The organism is Vibrio sp. V30_P3S12P165, assembly GCF_009904905.1.
Taxonomy (GTDB): domain Bacteria; phylum Pseudomonadota; class Gammaproteobacteria; order Enterobacterales; family Vibrionaceae; genus Vibrio; species Vibrio fujianensis.
The window spans coordinates 1-18,144 of the sequence record NZ_WXWH01000011.1 but is presented as its reverse complement, the minus strand read 5'-3'; the positions used below and the strand labels follow the sequence as shown (position 1 = coordinate 18,144).

Here is an 18,144-nt window from a genome sequence, read left to right as displayed (position 1 = left end):
GGGATCTTCTCTATCTATCATCAAAGCAAAGCTGGTGTATCCTATCTATTTTTCACCGCTTGCGCTTATCATTATAAATAAGGGGCTAAGAATAGAAGTTCAAGGGGAAAGTGGCTGAAATCATGAAAAAACGCGGGCGATGCTATTGCTAGAACTATCGCCATCGTTTTTATCGTTTATTCCTTCAGTGAAGTTGTGATTGGTCCAGTGATCGCTGAAACGCTGCCTTGTCCGTCTAACTGAGTACGAAACATCATACTGTTAGCGATGCAAGCTGTTAATGGTGCTACTATCACCAGTGATAAGCTTCCTATCAATGTTCTTGCGACTTCACTGGCGATTAACTTCATATTGAAAATCTGCATTAAGCTGGTTTCTCGGCTAATAAACAACATTAATAATGTCAAAAAACCACCCGAGTATGCCAGTAATAGGGTGGTTGTCATGGTACCAATTACTGCATTTCCAACTCTAAAGCCTGAGCGAAGGAGCTGTTTTTTATTCATGTCTGGATTGGTGAGTTTGAGCTCTTCCATCGTTGCGGCCATTTCCATCGCTACATCCATGGCCGCGCCGCTAGCACCGATTAAAACGGCCGCATAAAGCACATCAAGCATATTGAGATACATACCCGTTTCGAATAGTAAAAGTTGTGCCATGGGTTGTGCCATTCCATCAAGTCTGAGTAATTGCCCGCATACTAGGCAAAGTAATGCGGTGATCATCAAACCAATAAGGGTTCCTGCAAATGCTGCTTTTCCTTTATTGGTCCAACCTGCGATAGAAAAGATAATCAGTGCACTCAACGCGATAAGTGTTGCGGTCGTGATAAGTATTGGAGGATAACCCGCAACCAATCCCGGAATTAATAGTTGCCAAATAATCAAGACTGACCCCACAAAAGAAAGCAGTGCTCGTAACCCAATATGACGGGCATAAGTGAGCAGCGCAATTGCAAAAAATGCAAATAACATCATCAAATAAGGTAGCCGATAATGAGAGAGCGCTTTGATATGGTGAACTTGCCCATTTTGATTGTGCTGTATGGCGACTAAAATCGTATCTCCCGACTGATAAAATTCATCGTATTCCAATGTCCCCGTAAGTAAATTGAAGGCATAATAAGATTTTCCAGGATACTTTTTCAGCTCCACGGTTAAGATTTGTGTTCCAATACGGTTACTGCCAATGACCGTGAGTTGGCTATTATCACAGGCAAGCACGGTGGCAACGTGTTCGGGTTGTGTTTTTTTATTAGCGTAGCTACCCTCGTAGACTACAAAGCAGAGCAAGACCGTAACGGCCAGATAGATGCCTCGCATGAATTTCTCCTTATAAGAAAACGGAAGCGCTGTTGGCTTCCGCATTCAATCGGGTGTTGCTCATTAGCCTTGATAGCCAATATTGACTTGCATGATCTCTGCGATGGTTTGTGCTACTTGGGTATTGTCTTTAAAGCCTCCTAGTTTATCTGCCTGAACCCCGATAGCAGAGAGAGGCAGTTGTGTTGCGGTATGGGCATAAGATGTCCAATAAACCCCAGCACGTTTGGAAGTAATATGAGCCACCGCAATAGCCACGGGATCATAACCGCCATAAAGATTTTTGAGGTTAGGCGCTTTTTTATCAACGGCGTTCATTGCGGTTTCAATCAATGACTTTTCTTCATCGCTGAGTGTGCTTAAGTCAAATTGCGCGGCAATATGTTGGTAGAAAGCGGAGCGATTACCCTGATAGACGCCTTGTAGTTTGTCTTCGATAGACTCTTTCGCGTGGGTAACATTATCGAGAGTCATGAAATAATTTTTGCCGAACCCCATACCCATACCACCGGTTTCGTGATCGCCGGTCACAATCACTAACGTGTCATCTGGATTTTTGTGATAAAAATCGAGCGCTTTTTGTACTGCTTGATCAAAGGCAAGGGTATCGAAAATCGTGCCGGCAATATCATTGGCGTGTGAAGCATGGTCAATACGCCCTCCCTCGATCATAAGGAAAAAACCGTCTTTATTCTTTGCGAGGAGATCAATCCCTTTCTCTGTCATCTCCGCGAGTGATGGGAGGTGATTCGTTTTAATTCGATCAATTTCATAAGGCACATGTGAGGCGCTAAACGCGGCAAATACTTTATCGCCCGTTTTGGGGTGATAGCCGCGGAAACTGGCGACCGATTCACTACCGACAAAAGTTCGGTAATCATTTTTCTTCATCGTCGCAATCCAATCACTTCAACAGGTTTGGATGGCAACATTTAGTGAATAAGATCACGGGTAAAGTCAATTATGCTCAATTAAAAGAAAAGCGCTTCTTGAGAAGTTTGTAACATTACAGAGGTAGGTATGCGTGAATAAAACAGGTTATTGCTCAATTTAATCAAATACATATGTATCACCTATGTGTGTTAGGTGACATTTGATCGTCTTAAAACGAAAAAAGCCCTTGATAAATCAAGGGCTTAAATGTGGCGGAGAGATAGGGATTTGAACCCTAGGATAGCTATTAACCATCGCCGGTTTTCAAGACCGGTGCTTTCAACCACTCAGCCATCTCTCCATTAGGTTTGCATCATATTGATTAGTATAAAGTTTGTAAAGTATTAATTGCAGTAAAGCGTTGGTTTGCTTGAAATTTGCACATTTCATTCGAGAATAGGTTGGTGTGGATTGTATTCAAATTTGTGATTTTTATATAAATCTTGGTAGTAATTACTCTAAAGCGCGAGCGTCTAATAAAATAATGTTTTATTTATAAGTATTTGATTTTTAAATCAAATGTTTGTTTTAGAATACACTTGTAAGCCATAAAGTGTTTGCGAATTATTGTGAAGTGTTTCAAAATTAGTTCATTAGCAGTGCTTCTTTGTTAAGAATGAGGTTTTGATGAAAGTTACCGATCTTTTAAAGCATCGAGCTGAGAATTTGGTCAAAAACACGGAATTTAAGCAATGGATGTCGCCAACGGTACGTGAGTATTGGGATGGTTTTTTAGATAGGGCTAACAGTCGTCAGCTTTTTTCATGGGTGAAAGAATTTCATCAACCCGCAAATGAAGAAGTTAATTTAATTCCTGAAATTGAATTAAAACCAGAAGCACAAGCGCTTTACGATCAATTAACGAGTAAACTTGGTGAGGTGATTCACACGGGTGATTGGCTTATGGTTGATCAGCAGCGTATTAACCAATTTGGTGAGGTGACCGAGGATTTACAGTGGATTCATACTGATCCAGAGCGTGCTGCAGTAGAGTCTCCGTTTAAAACGACTATTGCTCATGGCTTTTTAACTCTAGCTCTATTACCCAAATTAACAGACAGCGTTGATGCAGATAAACCCTTATTTCCTACTGCTAAAATGGTGGTTAATATCGGGTTAAATTCAGTACGTTTTCCTTATCCGGTTAAGGCAGGTAATCGCCTACGTGCAGTGAGTACCCTGTCAAAAGTAACACCAATCAGAAAAGGCTTAGAAATTGAGCGTGAAATAAAAGTGGAGATTGAAGGGGTTAGGCGGCCAGCTTGTATTGTGGTTTCTGTGATCCAACTACATTTTTAATCTGAATTGGGTAATTAGAAGGGGAGCTTTAGCTCCCCTTTATCGTATCAATTAGACAATCGCATACGGATCATAGACTCTTTTGTTTATTCGGGTAATACTCAGTGAAACGTAACGGCATCAGAGGAAATTATGGCGGTCATTAATCTACTACAACGCCAGATAGAAAAAAGGGCAGAATGGCTATGCCAAAGTCGGAATCAAAGCTTGCCAGTGGACTTAGGTAAATCGAGTTACGAACCTGTTGATAATGGTGTGCAGTTTATTTGGCATCATTATAAGCTTGATTCAAACCAATGTGATTACACAAGTGTTGTTGCCAGAGTGATTTGGGAAGAAGAACATAGTTTGTGGGCTTTGTATGTGCCGGCTGAACCGATTGGATCTGAGTACCAATGGATCCCTTACCCCTATTTATCAAAAAGTATTGATTTAACCGCACTGATCAGAGAAATTGAAAAAGATCCGAAATCGTATTTTTGGTCTTAAAGATTTCTATTTATTTCAAGTGTTGTGAATGGTATTGATGAACATAAAAACGGGTACCTTACTGTGCCCGTTTTTATGTTGGGAAACGTCGTTTTTTAATTAAGCTGCTGGAAAGGCGGCATCTCCTTCTTGTACAGATGGTGTATCAGCAAATACTTGAGTGGGTTTGGCTACAATACTGCGGGTGTCTTGATTGACTTCAGTCAGAACGACTTCTAGTGTGTCGCCTAAGCGGTAAATTAAGGCATTATCAATCATTACGGTTCCGTCTTCTCCATTGCAGACAATTCGCTGTTTATTATCAAGAATAAGCGCACCAGGAATAAAAGCCATCGCCCCATTTTCTAATAAACGAACACGCATACCTGAGCGATTAATATCAAAGATCTCGGCGAGAAAGCTGGTTTTTTTATTGGGTTCATCAGCCAATGTTCGGGCGTATAACCAGTCGGCTACATTTCTTTCAGCGATTTTGTGATGTTTACGATGGATTGCCAACTCTTCTCCCAAATTTTCATCAGGAAGTTGCTCTGGTGATTTTGCCAAAATGTGGGCTTTTAACATACGATGATTAACCATGTCACCATATTTACGGATCGGAGAGGTCCAAGTTGCATAAATTTCTAATCCCATCGCAAAGTGAGGTAATGGTTGATTGCCGATTTCACTATAGCTTTGGAATTTTCGCATTCGGTTATCAAAGTATGATGTCGGTTGTTTTGCTAACCAGCGACGTAAAGCCGCAAAACCTTCGAGAGTCGTTAGTGACGCTTCGTCAAAATCTGCGCCATGATTCTGAACTAAGGTGACCACATCAGCTATTTTATCGGTTTTAAAACCAGCGTGAGTATTAAATACGCCACAGCCAAATGTTGACTGCAATACTTGGCCTGCACAGATATTCGCGGTGATCATTGCTTCTTCTACGAGGCGATTAGCACTACGTCTTAGATCGGCATGAATAGCAATCACGTCGTTATCTTCGCTTAATTCAAAGCGGTAGTCTGGGCGGTCTGGGAAAACAACAGCTTGGGTTTCACGCCAAGCGGATCGTCGCAGAGAAAACTCATAAAGATCCCGCACAACTTGCGCGATTGTTTCATCGGGTTGCCAACAGGAATGGCCCGTCTCTAACCAATCAGACACTTGGTCGTAAATCAGGCGAGCCCGTGAACGAATATTTGCGGCAAAAAAGCGTATATCATCCTTGATGGTTCCGTCTTTATTGACAGTTAAAGTACAACAAAGTGCTGGGCGAATTTCATTTTCGATCAGAGAGCATAGGTTATCGGCTAACTCGCGGGGGAGCATCGGGATATTTCTTCCCGGTAAATAAATGGTGAAACCGCGCTCACGAGCAATTTTATCCATCGGATCATCTGCAGTAATATACGCAGTAGGATCGGCAATTGCGATGGTAACTTCAAACCCTCCGTCCTCGCATTTTTTGGCATACAAGGCATCATCCATATCTTTGGTTGACTCACCATCAATGGTGACAAATGGCAGAGATGTCAGATCTATTCGTTGTAAATCACAATCGTCATTGAGTTGCCACTGTCTATTTCCAGTGGGCGCTGAATTTGGTAAATTATTTTCAGCTAACGTGACCCACCAAGGGGCAATTTTATCTTCAGCATCAGTGATTTTTTCGGTGATTTCGACAAAGAAACCATTATCACCTTTCAGTGGGTGGTGAATAAGGGTACCGACAACCCAGTCGCCTTCACCGATCTCTTCAGGATTGAGCCCTTTTTTTGTTTTCGCTTTTAAGGTGTGTTTTTTCAATTGTGGTTGATCTGGCGTAACATGGAGCTTCCCTTTTTGTCGCTTGGCTCGTCCAATAAATCGAGCAATAGCAGGTTCTAACAATTCTTGGGGCTCTGCGACTTCACGCTCATTTTCAGTGCGAATAATCGCAACCACTTTATCGCCATGTAGGCACTTTTTCATATAAGGTGGCGGTATGAAAAAGCTAGTTTTACTATCAACTTCGAGAAAACCATAACCTTTATCAGTCGCTTTAATCTGCCCTTCTTTTTTAGGGAGATTTTCTTGAATTTGTTGTTTAAGTTGAGCAAGCAGTGGATTGTCTTGAAACATATTTGATTGTAACCCTTATGATTCATAAAGTTGGATTAGGTGGTCTGGTACTTCCTAAACGCGATTCTGATCATGTTGAATAGGTGGCCTAGATTGGGGACGTTTTTGTGAAGCTATCATAGAATACATGGTACTTGGCAATGGGCGAAAAGTATAGCGCGCGTGACACTTCCCATGGTCGTGATGTCAGTTGGAGGCAGATAAGAGTCTAATAGACTGATGTTGTGATTCTTATCGTATGACGACGAACATGTCCTGCAATAGAGAAGAGGCATGAACTTTATTGATTTATCGGTAATTTGAACGGAATGTTCGATCGCTAGATTGCTTTTAAAGACGTGAACAACGATAGAAGTATGATTTCGTCATCAAGAGCGCAGTTTGTTATGTAGAAGGTATCTTTTGCCGACTTTAGGAAAAAATATGTGATGAAATTCAATTTTTTCTGGCTTTTTTTGTGCATTTAAGGAATAATCCGCGTCCCTTAGATGTCCCTAGTGGCTTGATGCTTTTTAATACTCATCCGCATCTGAACGGAATCAGCTCTTCTTTAGGATTGGTTGGAAAATGGTATAGCACGTGGGACCTTAGTTATTTTTTATTTTAGTGGGAACCCCATGCAAGAAACTGTCATTCAATTTAGTGACTTAGCACTAAACAGTGCCATCCTTTCCGCCCTAAACGAAATGGGCTTTGTTTCACCAACTCCAATCCAAGCTGCTGCCATTCCTTTTCTACTTGAAGGCCGAGATGCGTTAGGTAAAGCTCAAACCGGTACTGGTAAAACCGCCGCTTTCTCTTTGCCATTATTAAACAAATTGGATCTTAATCAGTATAAACCTCAGGCTATTGTTATGGCTCCAACTCGTGAGTTGGCCATTCAAGTTGCTGCTGAAGTTAAAACACTGGGTCAAAATATCAAAGGCCTAAAGGTATTAGAAATTTACGGTGGCGCTTCCATCGTTGATCAAATGCGCGCTTTAAAAACCGGAGCTCATATCGTTGTGGGTACCCCTGGCCGAGTGAAAGACCTCATTACCCGTGAGCGTTTGCATCTTGATGAATGCCATACTTTCGTCTTGGATGAAGCCGATGAAATGCTCAAAATGGGTTTTGTCGACGACGTTACTTGGATCATGGAGCAATCGCCAGATACCGCTCAACGAGTACTTTTCTCGGCTACAATGCCACCAATGGTGAAAGACATTGTTGACCGCTTTTTGCGCAATCCAGCACGCGTTGACGTTGCAGGTTCAAACCAGACTGTTGCGAAAGTTGAGCAACAGTACTGGGTAGTAAAAGGTGTTGAAAAAGATGAAGCGATGGCGCGTCTACTGGAAACGGAAGAAACAGATGCATCTATCGTTTTTGTTCGTACGCGTCAAGATACTGAACGTCTAGCCGATTGGTTAAGTGCTCGAGGATTTAAAGCCGCTGCGTTACACGGTGATATTCCTCAATCTTTACGTGAGCGCACGGTTGATCATATCAAGCAAGGCGTGATTGATATTTTAGTCGCAACCGATGTTGTTGCACGTGGTCTTGATGTACCACGTATTACTCACGTGTTTAACTACGATATCCCATTTGATGTAGAATCTTATATCCACCGAATTGGTCGTACAGGACGTGCTGGACGTAAAGGTAAAGCGATTTTGTTAGTGCGTACTAACCAGATCCGTATGCTACGTACGATTGAACGTGTGACTCGCTCTTCAATGGAAGAAATTCAGCTTCCTCATCGTGATAAAGTCGCCGAATCTCGTTTAACAAAACTTGCGGTGGAACTTGAAGCTGATAAAGGTCAGGTTGCACTAGAAAAATTTGCAGAACTAGTCGAAAAACTGCAGAGCTCTTTAGAGATCGATGCGACAACGCTCGCTGCTATCTTACTGAAACGTCAACAAGGTAAGCGCCCGCTGTTCTATACCGGTGAAGACCCAATGATAGAAGCAATTGAGCGTGATAAATTACGTCGTCGTGAACGCCGTGATGGTGACCGTCGTGATGGTGCTGGTCGTCGTGAATTTGGTGGGCGTGACGGTGCTCGTAACGTTGATTGGGATACTTATCAATTACAAGTGGGGCGTGATCAAGGCGTTCAAGTAAAAGATATTGTTGGTGCATTGGCCAATGAATTGGGCTTAACCAAAGGTTCAATTGGTGCAATAAAATTGGCGCAAGGTCATACTTTTGTCCAGTTACCAAAAAGCATGTCAGCGGATGTGACTGGTAAACTTCGTAAATTACGTATTCGTCAAAAAGAAGTGGGTGCGGTTGTCTGTGATTTTGATGACTTCCGTGAATCTCGTGGTCGTCGCCCTGAAGGCAACCGAGATGGTGGTTACCGTGGCGGTCGTGGACGAGGTGATTCTTCTCGCCCTGCTCGTGATGGTGAACGTCGCTTTGACCGTAACCGTGGTGGTGACAATCGTGGAAACTTCCGTGGTGAACGTACAGGCGAACGTAGCCACAGCTCTCGTCGTCGTAGTGAAGCTTAACCTATAACGATCCAACAAAGCCCGTAGTTAAAACTACGGGCTTTGTTGTTTGAATAAGATTCTTTCTTTACATTACTCATGTGACCTAGGTACAATTCACGCCTGTTGATGATCCGGTATTCGTATTACCGAGTGAGCATCAATGGTTATTTTCCACATACTGAACACGTGTTGCTTGGTATGCAACACCACTGTAAGGATTTATCATGCCTATTATTACTCTTCCTGATGGTAGTCAACGTCAGTTTGATCACTCCATTTCTACTATGGATGTCGCTCTATCGATCGGCCCGGGTCTTGCAAAAGCAACTATTGCTGGTCGTGTTGATGGCGTTCGTGTTGATGCATGCGATTTAATTGAACATGACGCAAGCCTTGAAATCATCACCACAAAAGATGACATTGATGGATTAGAAATTATTCGTCACTCTTGTGCCCATTTGCTAGGTCATGCTCTTAAGCAATTGTATCCAGAAGCAAAAATGGCAATTGGTCCAACGATTGATAACGGTTTTTACTATGACATTGATCTTGAACACTCTCTGTCACAAGATGATCTAGATATCATTGAAGCGCGGATGAAAGAGCTGGCGAAAACAAAATATCAAGTCGTTAAAAAGAAAGTCAGTTGGCAGGAAGCACGAGATGCCTTTGAATCTCGAGGTGAGCCTTATAAGATGGAAATCTTGGACGAAAATGTAGCCCGTGATGATCGTCCAGGGCTTTACCACCATGAAGAATATATTGATATGTGTCGTGGCCCTCACGTTCCACATATGGGCTTTTGTCAGCACTTTAAATTGCTCAATGTCGCCGGTGCTTATTGGCGTGGCAACAGCGATAACAAAATGCTACAGCGTGTTTATGGCACCGCTTTTCACGACAAAAAAGCATTGCAAGCACACCTTACTCGATTAGAAGAAGCCGCTAAGCGCGATCATCGCAAAATTGGTAAACAACTTGATTTGTTTCATATGCAACAAGAAGCGCCCGGTATGGTGTTTTGGCATCATAATGGCTGGTCAATTTTCCGTGATCTAGAAGTTTTTATTCGTCATAAATTGAATGAATATGGCTACCAAGAAGTAAAAGGTCCTTTGATGATGGATCGCGTTTTATGGGAGCGTTCTGGACATTGGGATAAATATGCAGATGCCATGTTTACCACATCATCTGAAAATCGGGAATACGCGATTAAGCCGATGAACTGCCCCGGTCACGTACAAATTTTTAATCAGGGTTTGAAATCCTACCGTGATTTACCTTTACGCATGGCTGAATTTGGTTCGTGTCATCGTAACGAACCTTCTGGTTCATTACACGGTATCATGCGTGTACGTGGTTTCACTCAAGATGATGCACATATTTTCTGTACTGAAGATCAAATACAGCAAGAAGTCACTTCGTGTATCAAAATGGTGTATGATACCTATAATACTTTTGGTTTTGAGAATATCGCGGTGAAATTATCTACTCGACCTGAAAAACGGGTCGGTAGTGATGAAATTTGGGATAAATCAGAAGAAGCATTGAAACAATCACTCGAAGCCATGGGCATTGCTTATGAAATTCAAGACGGTGAGGGGGCATTCTATGGCCCTAAAATTGAATTTACCTTATATGATTGCTTAGATCGTGCATGGCAATGTGGTACAGTTCAACTCGACTTTAACTTACCTTCTCGTCTTGGTGCTACTTACGTCGGCGAAAATAATGAACGTTTAGTGCCAGTTATGATTCACCGTGCTATTTTAGGCTCTCTTGAACGGTTTATCGGTATCCTCATTGAAGAATATGCAGGCTTTTTCCCAACATGGTTGGCTCCTGAGCAAGCTGTAGTTGTGAATATTACTGATAAACAAGCAGGATACGCTCAAGAAGTCGTACAAAAGCTACAAAAATGTGGTATTCGTGCGAAAGCGGACTTGAGAAATGAGAAGATAGGCTTTAAAATCCGCGAACACACTTTAAAACGTGTACCGTACATGCTGGTTTGTGGTGACCAAGAAATGGAAGCCGGTGAAATCGCAGTACGTACTCGAAAGGGCAAGGACTTAGGTAAATTTAAATTGGATGATTTTATTACACACATCCAAGCCGAAGTTTCTAGCCGTAAGCTTAATCTGGAGGAATAAACTATTAAAGGCGGAAGACGTGGCCAACAGCCGGCCAAACAAAACCAGCACCGTTTAAACGGTGAAATTCGTGGCGTTCGTGAAGTGCGTTTAACTGGCGCAGATGGTGAGTCCGTTGGTGTTGTATCGATCAGCGAAGCACTAGAAGCGGCCGTAGAAGCTGGTATGGATCTTGTAGAGATCAGCCCTAACGCCGAGCCACCAGTTTGTCGTGTGATGGACTATGGCAAGTTCCTCTTTGAAAAGAGTAAAGCTGCTAAAGAGCAGAAAAAGAAGCAAAAACAGATTCAGATTAAGGAAGTTAAATTCCGACCTGGAACTGATATTGGAGACTATCAGGTAAAACTACGCAACCTGACCCGTTTCCTAGAAGAAGGCAACAAAGTGAAAGTAACAATTCGCTTCCGTGGCCGAGAAATGGCACACCAAGATATCGGTGTCGATGTTCTTAATCGCTTGAAAGAAGACACAGCAGAACTTGCTGTTGTAGAATCTTTCCCTACGCGAATTGAAGGTCGTCAAATGATCATGGTGTTAGCCCCTAAGAAGAAGTAATTAGAGGCCTAGCAAGTGATAAACCTAGTTTTATATTGTAACAGCTAGGTTTTCCGCCTTAATTACATTGTTTATTAAACTACTACAATGCGGAGTTATTCATCATGCCTAAGATGAAAACCAACAGAGGTGCTGCTAAGCGTTTTAAGAAAACAGCTGGTGGTCTAAAGTTCAAGCACGCTACTAAACGTCACATTCTGACTAAGCGTACTACTAAGAACAAGCGTCAACTACGCCCTAACTCAATCCTTCCGAAATGTGAAGTGGCTGGTGTTATGCGCATGTTGCCATACGCTTAATTCTTTTTAGTTTAATTATCGTTTAGTTTAGGAGAGACATAATGCCTCGCGTAAAACGTGGTGTACAAGCTCGTGCACGTCATAAAAAAGTTCTAAAACAAGCTAAAGGTTACTATGGTGCACGTTCACGTGTTTACCGCGTAGCTTTCCAAGCTGTTACCAAAGCAGGTCAATACGCTTATCGTGACCGTCGCACTAAAAAGCGTCAGTTCCGTCAGTTGTGGATTGCGCGTATTAACGCTGCATCTCGTCAAAATGGTCTATCTTACAGCCGTTTCATTAACGGTCTTAAGAAAGCATCTATCGAGATCGATCGTAAGATCCTAGCCGACATCGCCGTATTTGACAAAGCAGCGTTTGCTGTGCTTGTTGAAAAAGCAAAAGCTGCTCTATAAATCCGAGCTGCTTAGTTTGAAGAAGGAGAGCTGATGCTCTCCTTTTTTATAGCCGTGATAAAGGGCTTAATACGCCGTTAGCACCTCGATCAATGACATGGGTATATATTTGTGTCGTGGTTACATCAGAATGACCGAGTTGCTCTTGAACTGTTCTGATATCTGCTCCTGACTCCAGAAGGTGAGTTGCAAATGAATGCCTGAGTGTATGACAAGATATTGTTTTTCCAATCTCAGCCGCTCGCACTGCTTTTTTTACTGCTCTTTGTAATGAAGATACATTGATATGCTGCCTTCTTAATAAGTTGCTTTCTCCATCTATCGATTGGCTATGTGATGGAAATAGGTAGTGCCAATGAAACTCAAATGGTGCAGTGGGGTATTTTTCTGCGAGCGAATGTGGCAACCAAACGCCGCCATAGCCTTTGGTTTGCATATCTTTATCATAATATCTTTTTGCTAATGCGATTTGTTCATGAAGTAAAGGGTAGAGTTCTTTTGCTAAAGTGACAGTTCTATTTTTACCGCCTTTACCATGCCAAACTCTTAATGCGCCATAGTCGAAATCGATATCTTGAATACGTAAGCGAATACATTCCATTAATCTGAGTCCAGATCCATACAGCAATTTGATCGGAAGTTGATATTTAGGATCGACGTGGTTGAAGAAACGTTTCACTTCATCTTTCGTCATAACAACAGGAAGCTTCCGGTCTAATTGAGATTTTTGAAATTTCATATCAATGGTTAATGGTTCTTTAATAATCTCGCGGTACAAGAAACTAAGTGCATTTAAAGCAAGGGCTTGGGTTTTAGTTGCTACTTTTTTATCTACGGCCAAATGGCTGAGGAAAAGCTCAACTTCACTTGACCCCATTTGGTTAGGATGGATTTTATTATGAAAAATAATGTACTTTGTGATCCAATGCAGATAAGCCTCAATGGTTTTATTGGCGTAATGTCTAGTTTGCATATATTCCTTTATGCTTAAAAGAAATTGTGATTTCATTCAAAATTCCATTTAACTGTTTTTATATACAGTAGTATTGGTTTGTTGTATCGTCAATAACTAAATGGCACTTTGCTATTTAATGAGAACTACCCCTCAGTTATTTTTTATAACTTTATGAATTTGTTGTGTATAGTGCTATTTTTATCACTGGCTTTTTGTAAAAAGATGGCGGTAGCGTGGAATAAATTAGGGCAATTTGCTGTATAAAAAGCGTTATGTTCTTCGGAGGCGATTCAATATTTTTGTGTTGATGCAAGCGTCTCTTTATGAATTTAGCATGAGATTTCTTATTGATACTGAGGGAAAACACATGAATAGATTTATAAGTAAATTCATTGGAGCAGCCGGGCGTTGGTATGTTGGGGAGCGAGTTTATGAAATGGATCTTGGCTCTACCTATGACGATCCAAGTCAATACCGAAGTGTGAAGTTTTGGTACAAGAGGCATTGGACATCTGTTTTCTACCATAAAGTTATTTCTTGCACAAAATCAAAGCCTTTCGAGTTGATTGGGGTTTTTCTTAGCTTGGTTTTAATATATTTAAAGATACGAACATAACAAACTGCTTAAGAGGGATTCGCAACGCGTGGCATTTTTACTATGCGTTGATTTTAGTGATTAAGGTGGTTTGCAGCGGCTTCGGTATTGCATTGCTCACCCCTTAGCAGGGCGTTATGCGTCAAAAGGAAATTCATGTCAAAAGTAACATTGAAAGGCTTTATTTTAGTTCCTGAGTCGGAACTTGAGTTAGTCAAAAGTGAGTTGGTAAACCATAAACGTCTTACCCTCGAAGAGGTAGGTTGTATCACGTTTAGCGTTATCCAAAATTCTGAGAATTCTCTTCGCTTTGACGTTTACGAAGAGTTCACGGATAAAGAGTCTTTTGAACAACATCAGAAAAGAGTCAAAGCATCTCATTGGGGCAAAGTGACAGTAAACGTTGAACGTCATTACGAAATCTTTGAGTAAACGCATAACAAACGGTTCAAGCGGATTCAAATCGTGTGCCATTTTCGCTTCGCTCAATTTTAGCACACGCTTCTCACCGCTTAACCGGGCGTTAGCTTAAAACAATAAAAATCAACTGGTTGCAACCTGTTTTTTCTTCCCTTGGCAGTTCGTTCAGGTTTCTCGGCAAATCGGCATTGTTTGCCAACGTGATTTTTGAACTGTTGCCTCAATTGAGTTTCCGGATTGCGTGAGGTTCGTCAATTTGGTGCAAAGTCGCTTTGGAAGTTTTGCTTTCGCTTTGAGTTATCCGAAAATGAGTTATCAAAATTTTCGGGTTTTAATGCAAATGAATGGCCACAAAGCTTGAGCCAATTCGGGTTTTAAAACTCAAGCGGCTTGTTGGTTTCCCAAATCTGGTTAGTCTCAGATTTGGTAAATTTAAGGTGTTGAAATTTAAGCTAACAAACTGCTTAAGTGGGATTCGCAATGCGTGGCATTTTTAGCATGCGGTGAATTTTGTGATTAAGGTGGCGTGCGGTAGCTTTGGCAGTGCATTGCTCACCCCTTAGCAGGGCGTTAGCTTAAAACAAACAAAATCAATTGGTTGTGGTCTTTTCTTTCTTCCTTCGGCCATTCGTCCAAGTTTTTCGGCAAATCAGCATTGTTTGTCAATGTGAGTTTTGAGCTGTTGCCTCAATTGAGTTTTTAGGCTTAACCGAGGTTAGCCAGTTTGGTGCAAAGTCGCTTTGGAAGTTTTGCTTTCGTTTTGAGTTTTCCGAAAGTGAGTTATCAAAGTTTTCGGGTTTTCAAATCGCATGAAAGGCCACAGAGTTTGAGCCAATTCGGGTTTTAAAACTCAAGCTGTTTGTTGGTTTCCCAAATCGGGTTAGTCTCGGGTTTGGTCAATCTAAGGTGCTGAAATTTAAGCTAACAAACTGCTTAAGCGGGATTCGCAATGCGTGGCATTTTCAGCATGCGGTGGGTTTTGTGATTAAGGCGGTGTGCTGTGGCTTTTGTAGTGCATTGCTCACCCCTTAGCAGGGCGTTAGTTGCACAGGGAGGTATCGTGGAAGAATTATCCGGTGGAAGAAAGTCAGCAATATATCGAGATGGTGAAGTTGTCTACCGACCTCTTCAATCATGGAGTTCTACAATTCATCTTATTTTGAAGCACTTGGAGCGAACAAAGGTAGATGAAAGTCCAAAATTTCTTGGTGTAAATCAAGACCAAGAAATCCTAAGTTTTGTCGCAGGTAATACCTATAATTATCCGCTAGTTGGCGCAATAGCAGCAAATGAAGCACTCATTTCAGCGGGTAAATTACTACGGAAAATACATGACTCAACAGCTTCACTCTTGGAGCAACTCGATGTCAATGCACACCGATGGATGTTAGACCCGAGAGAACCATTTGAGGTTATCTGTCATGGTGACTTTACCCCATACAATGTTGCCCTGTTAGAAAATACAGTTGTTGGTGTGTTCGACTTCGATACAGCGCACCCAGCACCTAGAATATGGGATCTGGCATATTCAGTTTATTGCTGGTCTCCTTTCAAAACCGACAGCAATGACAAGCTGGGCACAATCTCAGAGCAGGTGGCTAGAGCTAAGTTGTTCTGTGACAGTTACGGCGCAACTGAATCAGAAAGAGAGCAATTAGCCGATGCTATGGTTCAGCGATTACAGGCTTTAGTATCTTTCATGCGTAACGAAGCCGAAAAGGGCAATGAATCCTTTGCTGAAAACATAGAAAAAGGTCATCTTCAAGCTTATTTAAATGACATAGAGTATGTGACTGAAAATAAACAAAAAATTCAGTGTGTATTGTGCAACTAACAAACGGTTCAAGAGGGACAACCAACGCGTGGCATTTTTACTATGCGTTGGTTTTTGTGGTTACGGTGTTATGCGGAAGCTTGGTAGTGGCGTTGGTTGCCCCTTAACCGGGCGTTAGGCAAAGTGAGTTTTTATCAGCTAAATCGGGTTTGAATTGAACGGCGAATTCCATGTTCTCATGGCTGGACTTAAACAATAAATCGTCATCACATATTTGTTGTTTCTTGATCGCGTTGGGTTGCTTAGCGCTGTAAATTCAGCGGCAAAATAACCTTCAGCATCCAAACGTCCGCCGAGCATGCTACGCTCGTCACTTTTCTTTCAAATCGCTCAATTTGAGTTTTTTGGTTTCTTTGCTGATTTGAACTTTTGGTTTATAAATGAATCGCTTAGTTGGTTTTCAGTTTTCAAACAAGCCTTGTTCTTTGGTTTTGAAAGTATCGTTGTCAACCGGTTGGCCTAACAAACGGCTCAAGAGGGATTGCCAACGCGTGGCGGTTTTAGTGCAAAATTGAAGTTCAGAGTTTACAGCGTGTTTTTTGAGTCCGGTGGTGCGTTGTCAACCCCTTAGCCGGGCGTTAGGTATTTGGAGGCATCATGAGAGCTATCTTTTTGATTATTTGCTCGGTTTTATTGAATGGCTGCTTGGGTATGCCTGAATCAGTAAAACCAGTGTCGGATTTTGAACTGAACAATTATTTAGGTAAATGGTACGAGATTGCTCGACTCGATCACTCCTTTGAAAGAGGTTTAAGTCAGGTTACAGCGGAATACAGCATTCGAAATGATGGTGGTGTTTCGGTTCTTAATCGTGGTTATTCTGAAGATAAAGGTGAGTGGAAGGAAGCTGAAGGTAAAGCTTACTTTGTAAATAGTCCAACAGACGGCTATCTAAAAGTTTCATTTTTTGGCCCATTTTATGGTTCTTACGTGGTCTTTGAGTTAGATCGTGAAAACTATAGTTATGCCTTTGTTTCAGGACCGAATACAGGATATCTGTGGTTACTTTCAAGAACGCCGACTGTCGAAGCTGGTATTCTTGAAAAGTTCGTTCAAATGTCGGAAGAGCGGGGTTTTGATACAAATCAGCTCATTTACGTTCAGCAGCAATAAATACCTAACAAGAGACTATGGCGTCAATAGTTAATTTTTGAGGCTATCTGTATCCCACATAACACCATCTCTTAGCATTGAATTTAAGATAACAACCATCTTTCTCATGCAGGCAACAATGGCAACTTTTTTCGGTTTTCCTGCCGTAAGTAGTCGTTCATAAGTTGCTCTGAAAACAGGGTTGCATTGGATAGCCGACATCATCGCCATGTACATAACGGTCCTAACTTGAGTCCGCCCTCCTTGTATCAGCCGCTTACCTTTAAAGCGGCCACTTTCTCTTGTTATCGGTGCGACACCAATGAGAGAAGAAGCTTGTTTGTTAGTGATAAAGCCCAACTCGGGTACATTACTAATTAGGGATGCCGCAAGGACTTTACCAACACCAGGCATGCTTTGGAGAATAGTATTTTTGGCTTGATACTCAGGACAACTCTCAATCAGTTTCGCTATCTTTGCTTCTACTTTTTCAATCTGATTTTTCAGGGCGGTAAGGATAGGGGTAATCGTAGACGAGATATTCTTAGGTAATATTTGTAGTCGGTTTCTTTCCATGGTTTGCATGGTGAGTAGCTGGTTACGCCTTGTGACTAAGTCACTCATAAGACGTATGTTTTCGCTTTTTAGTTTGGTCAGTTCTGGCTGAACACGTTCGGCATAATGTGCGATGAGAGCGGCATCTAAACGGTCGTTCTTAGCTCGTTGACCAATGGCACCAGCAAACCTTTTAATACGTAGTGGGTTGGCAATAACATAAGGTAATTTGGCTTTGTCACAGGCGAGTATAAAAGGCATTTCTAATCGACCTGTAGCTTCGATGACGACACGTTGAGGTTTGTGTTTCTTAATGGTTTTTATGGCATCGCTGATGCCTTTTTCGGTGTTCGGGACAGTGAAGTAAATATCGAGTGGTCGGATGTAGATGTCTAATTGTGACTTACCAGTATCAACGCCGACATTAATGTTTTGAAGTGTGTTTGTATTCATAATAAGCTAACTCTTGCTTGCAAATGCGGGCTCGAGACCCAGAAGACTATTCGAGTGTGGTGCTTGGAGTTCTATCTGGCGTTCGTACTTGTTACCGGTCTCTCAATTGAGGAGCCATCGTTCAATCGAACTACCAGATAGAAGAACTTTAGTTGCAGCTAAAGTCTGGGTCTCACCTTACCCGATTGGAGTACTTATTATCCATACAA

General features: G+C 41.8%; 15 protein-coding genes and 1 tRNA gene. 10 read left to right on the top strand and 6 right to left on the bottom strand.

Annotated elements, in window-relative coordinates; all coding sequences use genetic code 11:
• Positions 1 to 176 precede the first annotated feature (176 nt).
• The 3 genes from CAG57_RS02520 to CAG57_RS02510 all read right to left on the bottom strand — a co-directional run bounded on the left by CAG57_RS02520 (position 177) and on the right by CAG57_RS02510 (position 2,556).
• Positions 177 to 1,322, bottom strand: a complete 1,146-nt coding sequence (locus CAG57_RS02520; protein ID WP_161428234.1) for a YibE/F family protein — start codon at positions 1,320 to 1,322, stop codon at positions 177 to 179.
• Positions 1,323 to 1,385: 63 nt separating this feature from the next.
• Positions 1,386 to 2,213: an alkaline phosphatase gene (locus CAG57_RS02515; protein WP_161428233.1), complete on the bottom strand. Its 828-nt coding sequence runs from the start codon at positions 2,211 to 2,213 to the stop codon at positions 1,386 to 1,388.
• A gap of 252 nt (positions 2,214 to 2,465) precedes the next feature.
• A tRNA-Ser gene (locus CAG57_RS02510) sits at positions 2,466 to 2,556 on the bottom strand.
• Positions 2,557 to 2,882: 326 nt separating this feature from the next.
• Here CAG57_RS02510 and CAG57_RS02505 point away from each other — a divergent pair.
• Together CAG57_RS02505 and CAG57_RS02500 are read left to right on the top strand one after the other, a co-directional pair.
• Complete coding sequence (locus CAG57_RS02505; protein ID WP_161428232.1) at positions 2,883 to 3,554, top strand: MaoC family dehydratase; 672 nt, start codon at positions 2,883 to 2,885, stop codon at positions 3,552 to 3,554.
• A 132-nt stretch (positions 3,555 to 3,686) separates the two neighbouring features.
• Positions 3,687 to 4,043 (top strand): DUF3024 domain-containing protein, encoded by a 357-nt coding sequence (locus CAG57_RS02500; RefSeq protein WP_099610049.1) that lies wholly within the window; start codon positions 3,687 to 3,689, stop codon positions 4,041 to 4,043.
• 99 nt (positions 4,044 to 4,142) lie between these two features.
• Here the strand turns inward: CAG57_RS02500 and rnb are convergent, their stop codons facing one another.
• A complete protein-coding gene (gene rnb / locus CAG57_RS02495) occupies positions 4,143 to 6,146 on the bottom strand; it encodes an exoribonuclease II (protein WP_161428231.1) in 2,004 nt (667 codons plus the stop codon).
• Positions 6,147 to 6,763: 617 nt separating this feature from the next.
• Here rnb and CAG57_RS02490 point away from each other — a divergent pair.
• The 5 genes from CAG57_RS02490 to rplT all read left to right on the top strand — a co-directional run bounded on the left by CAG57_RS02490 (position 6,764) and on the right by rplT (position 12,031).
• Positions 6,764 to 8,647 carry a DEAD/DEAH box helicase gene (locus CAG57_RS02490; RefSeq protein ID WP_161428230.1) on the top strand — a complete coding sequence of 628 codons (1,884 nt, stop codon included), beginning with the start codon at positions 6,764 to 6,766 and terminating at the stop codon, positions 8,645 to 8,647.
• A 206-nt stretch (positions 8,648 to 8,853) separates the two neighbouring features.
• Positions 8,854 to 10,782, top strand: coding sequence for a threonine--tRNA ligase (thrS, locus tag CAG57_RS02485; RefSeq protein WP_161428229.1), 1,929 nt, complete (start codon positions 8,854 to 8,856; stop codon positions 10,780 to 10,782).
• Positions 10,783 to 10,785: 3 nt separating this feature from the next.
• Entirely contained in the window at positions 10,786 to 11,337 is a 552-nt protein-coding gene (gene infC / locus CAG57_RS02480; RefSeq protein ID WP_099610045.1) for a translation initiation factor IF-3, read from the top strand.
• Between the two features lie 104 nt (positions 11,338 to 11,441).
• Positions 11,442 to 11,636: a 50S ribosomal protein L35 gene (gene rpmI, locus CAG57_RS02475; RefSeq protein ID WP_099610044.1), complete on the top strand. Its 195-nt coding sequence runs from the start codon at positions 11,442 to 11,444 to the stop codon at positions 11,634 to 11,636.
• Between the two features lie 41 nt (positions 11,637 to 11,677).
• Positions 11,678 to 12,031 (top strand): 50S ribosomal protein L20, encoded by a 354-nt coding sequence (rplT, locus tag CAG57_RS02470; protein ID WP_040992521.1) that lies wholly within the window; start codon positions 11,678 to 11,680, stop codon positions 12,029 to 12,031.
• A gap of 46 nt (positions 12,032 to 12,077) precedes the next feature.
• Here rplT and CAG57_RS02465 read toward each other — a convergent pair whose 3' ends face one another.
• The gene (locus tag CAG57_RS02465) at positions 12,078 to 13,040 is read right to left on the bottom strand and encodes an integron integrase (RefSeq protein WP_099610043.1); all 963 of its coding nucleotides are present in this window, start codon (positions 13,038 to 13,040) and stop codon (positions 12,078 to 12,080) included.
• 697 nt (positions 13,041 to 13,737) lie between these two features.
• Between CAG57_RS02465 and CAG57_RS02455 the strand changes: the two genes are divergently transcribed.
• From CAG57_RS02455 to CAG57_RS02430, 3 genes are all read left to right on the top strand, one after another.
• Positions 13,738 to 14,013: a putative quinol monooxygenase gene (locus CAG57_RS02455; protein ID WP_161426804.1), complete on the top strand. Its 276-nt coding sequence runs from the start codon at positions 13,738 to 13,740 to the stop codon at positions 14,011 to 14,013.
• Between the two features lie 1,048 nt (positions 14,014 to 15,061).
• Positions 15,062 to 15,835, top strand: coding sequence for a phosphotransferase (locus tag CAG57_RS02440; protein WP_161426802.1), 774 nt, complete (start codon positions 15,062 to 15,064; stop codon positions 15,833 to 15,835).
• A gap of 597 nt (positions 15,836 to 16,432) precedes the next feature.
• Positions 16,433 to 16,948, top strand: a complete 516-nt coding sequence (locus tag CAG57_RS02430; RefSeq protein WP_161434054.1) for a lipocalin family protein — start codon at positions 16,433 to 16,435, stop codon at positions 16,946 to 16,948.
• A 30-nt stretch (positions 16,949 to 16,978) separates the two neighbouring features.
• Here CAG57_RS02430 and CAG57_RS02425 read toward each other — a convergent pair whose 3' ends face one another.
• Complete coding sequence (locus CAG57_RS02425; RefSeq protein WP_161430732.1) at positions 16,979 to 17,935, bottom strand: IS110 family transposase; 957 nt, start codon at positions 17,933 to 17,935, stop codon at positions 16,979 to 16,981.
• Positions 17,936 to 18,144: the final 209 nt, after the last annotated feature.

What these genes read in the sequence shown, in the direction of transcription:
- CAG57_RS02520 (WP_161428234.1), bottom strand. Translation starts at nt 1,322, where the DNA reads ATGCGAGGCATCTATCTGGCCGTTACGGTCTTGCTCTGCTTTGTAGTC.
- CAG57_RS02515 (WP_161428233.1), bottom strand. Translation starts at nt 2,213, where the DNA reads ATGAAGAAAAATGATTACCGAACTTTTGTCGGTAGTGAATCGGTCGCC.
- CAG57_RS02505 (WP_161428232.1), top strand. Translation starts at nt 2,883, where the DNA reads ATGAAAGTTACCGATCTTTTAAAGCATCGAGCTGAGAATTTGGTCAAA.
- CAG57_RS02500 (WP_099610049.1), top strand. Translation starts at nt 3,687, where the DNA reads ATGGCGGTCATTAATCTACTACAACGCCAGATAGAAAAAAGGGCAGAA.
- rnb (WP_161428231.1), bottom strand. Translation starts at nt 6,146, where the DNA reads ATGTTTCAAGACAATCCACTGCTTGCTCAACTTAAACAACAAATTCAA.
- CAG57_RS02490 (WP_161428230.1), top strand. Translation starts at nt 6,764, where the DNA reads ATGCAAGAAACTGTCATTCAATTTAGTGACTTAGCACTAAACAGTGCC.
- thrS (WP_161428229.1), top strand. Translation starts at nt 8,854, where the DNA reads ATGCCTATTATTACTCTTCCTGATGGTAGTCAACGTCAGTTTGATCAC.
- rpmI (WP_099610044.1), top strand. Translation starts at nt 11,442, where the DNA reads ATGCCTAAGATGAAAACCAACAGAGGTGCTGCTAAGCGTTTTAAGAAA.
- rplT (WP_040992521.1), top strand. Translation starts at nt 11,678, where the DNA reads ATGCCTCGCGTAAAACGTGGTGTACAAGCTCGTGCACGTCATAAAAAA.
- CAG57_RS02465 (WP_099610043.1), bottom strand. Translation starts at nt 13,040, where the DNA reads ATGAAATCACAATTTCTTTTAAGCATAAAGGAATATATGCAAACTAGA.
- CAG57_RS02455 (WP_161426804.1), top strand. Translation starts at nt 13,738, where the DNA reads ATGTCAAAAGTAACATTGAAAGGCTTTATTTTAGTTCCTGAGTCGGAA.
- CAG57_RS02430 (WP_161434054.1), top strand. Translation starts at nt 16,433, where the DNA reads ATGAGAGCTATCTTTTTGATTATTTGCTCGGTTTTATTGAATGGCTGC.
- CAG57_RS02425 (WP_161430732.1), bottom strand. Translation starts at nt 17,935, where the DNA reads ATGAATACAAACACACTTCAAAACATTAATGTCGGCGTTGATACTGGT.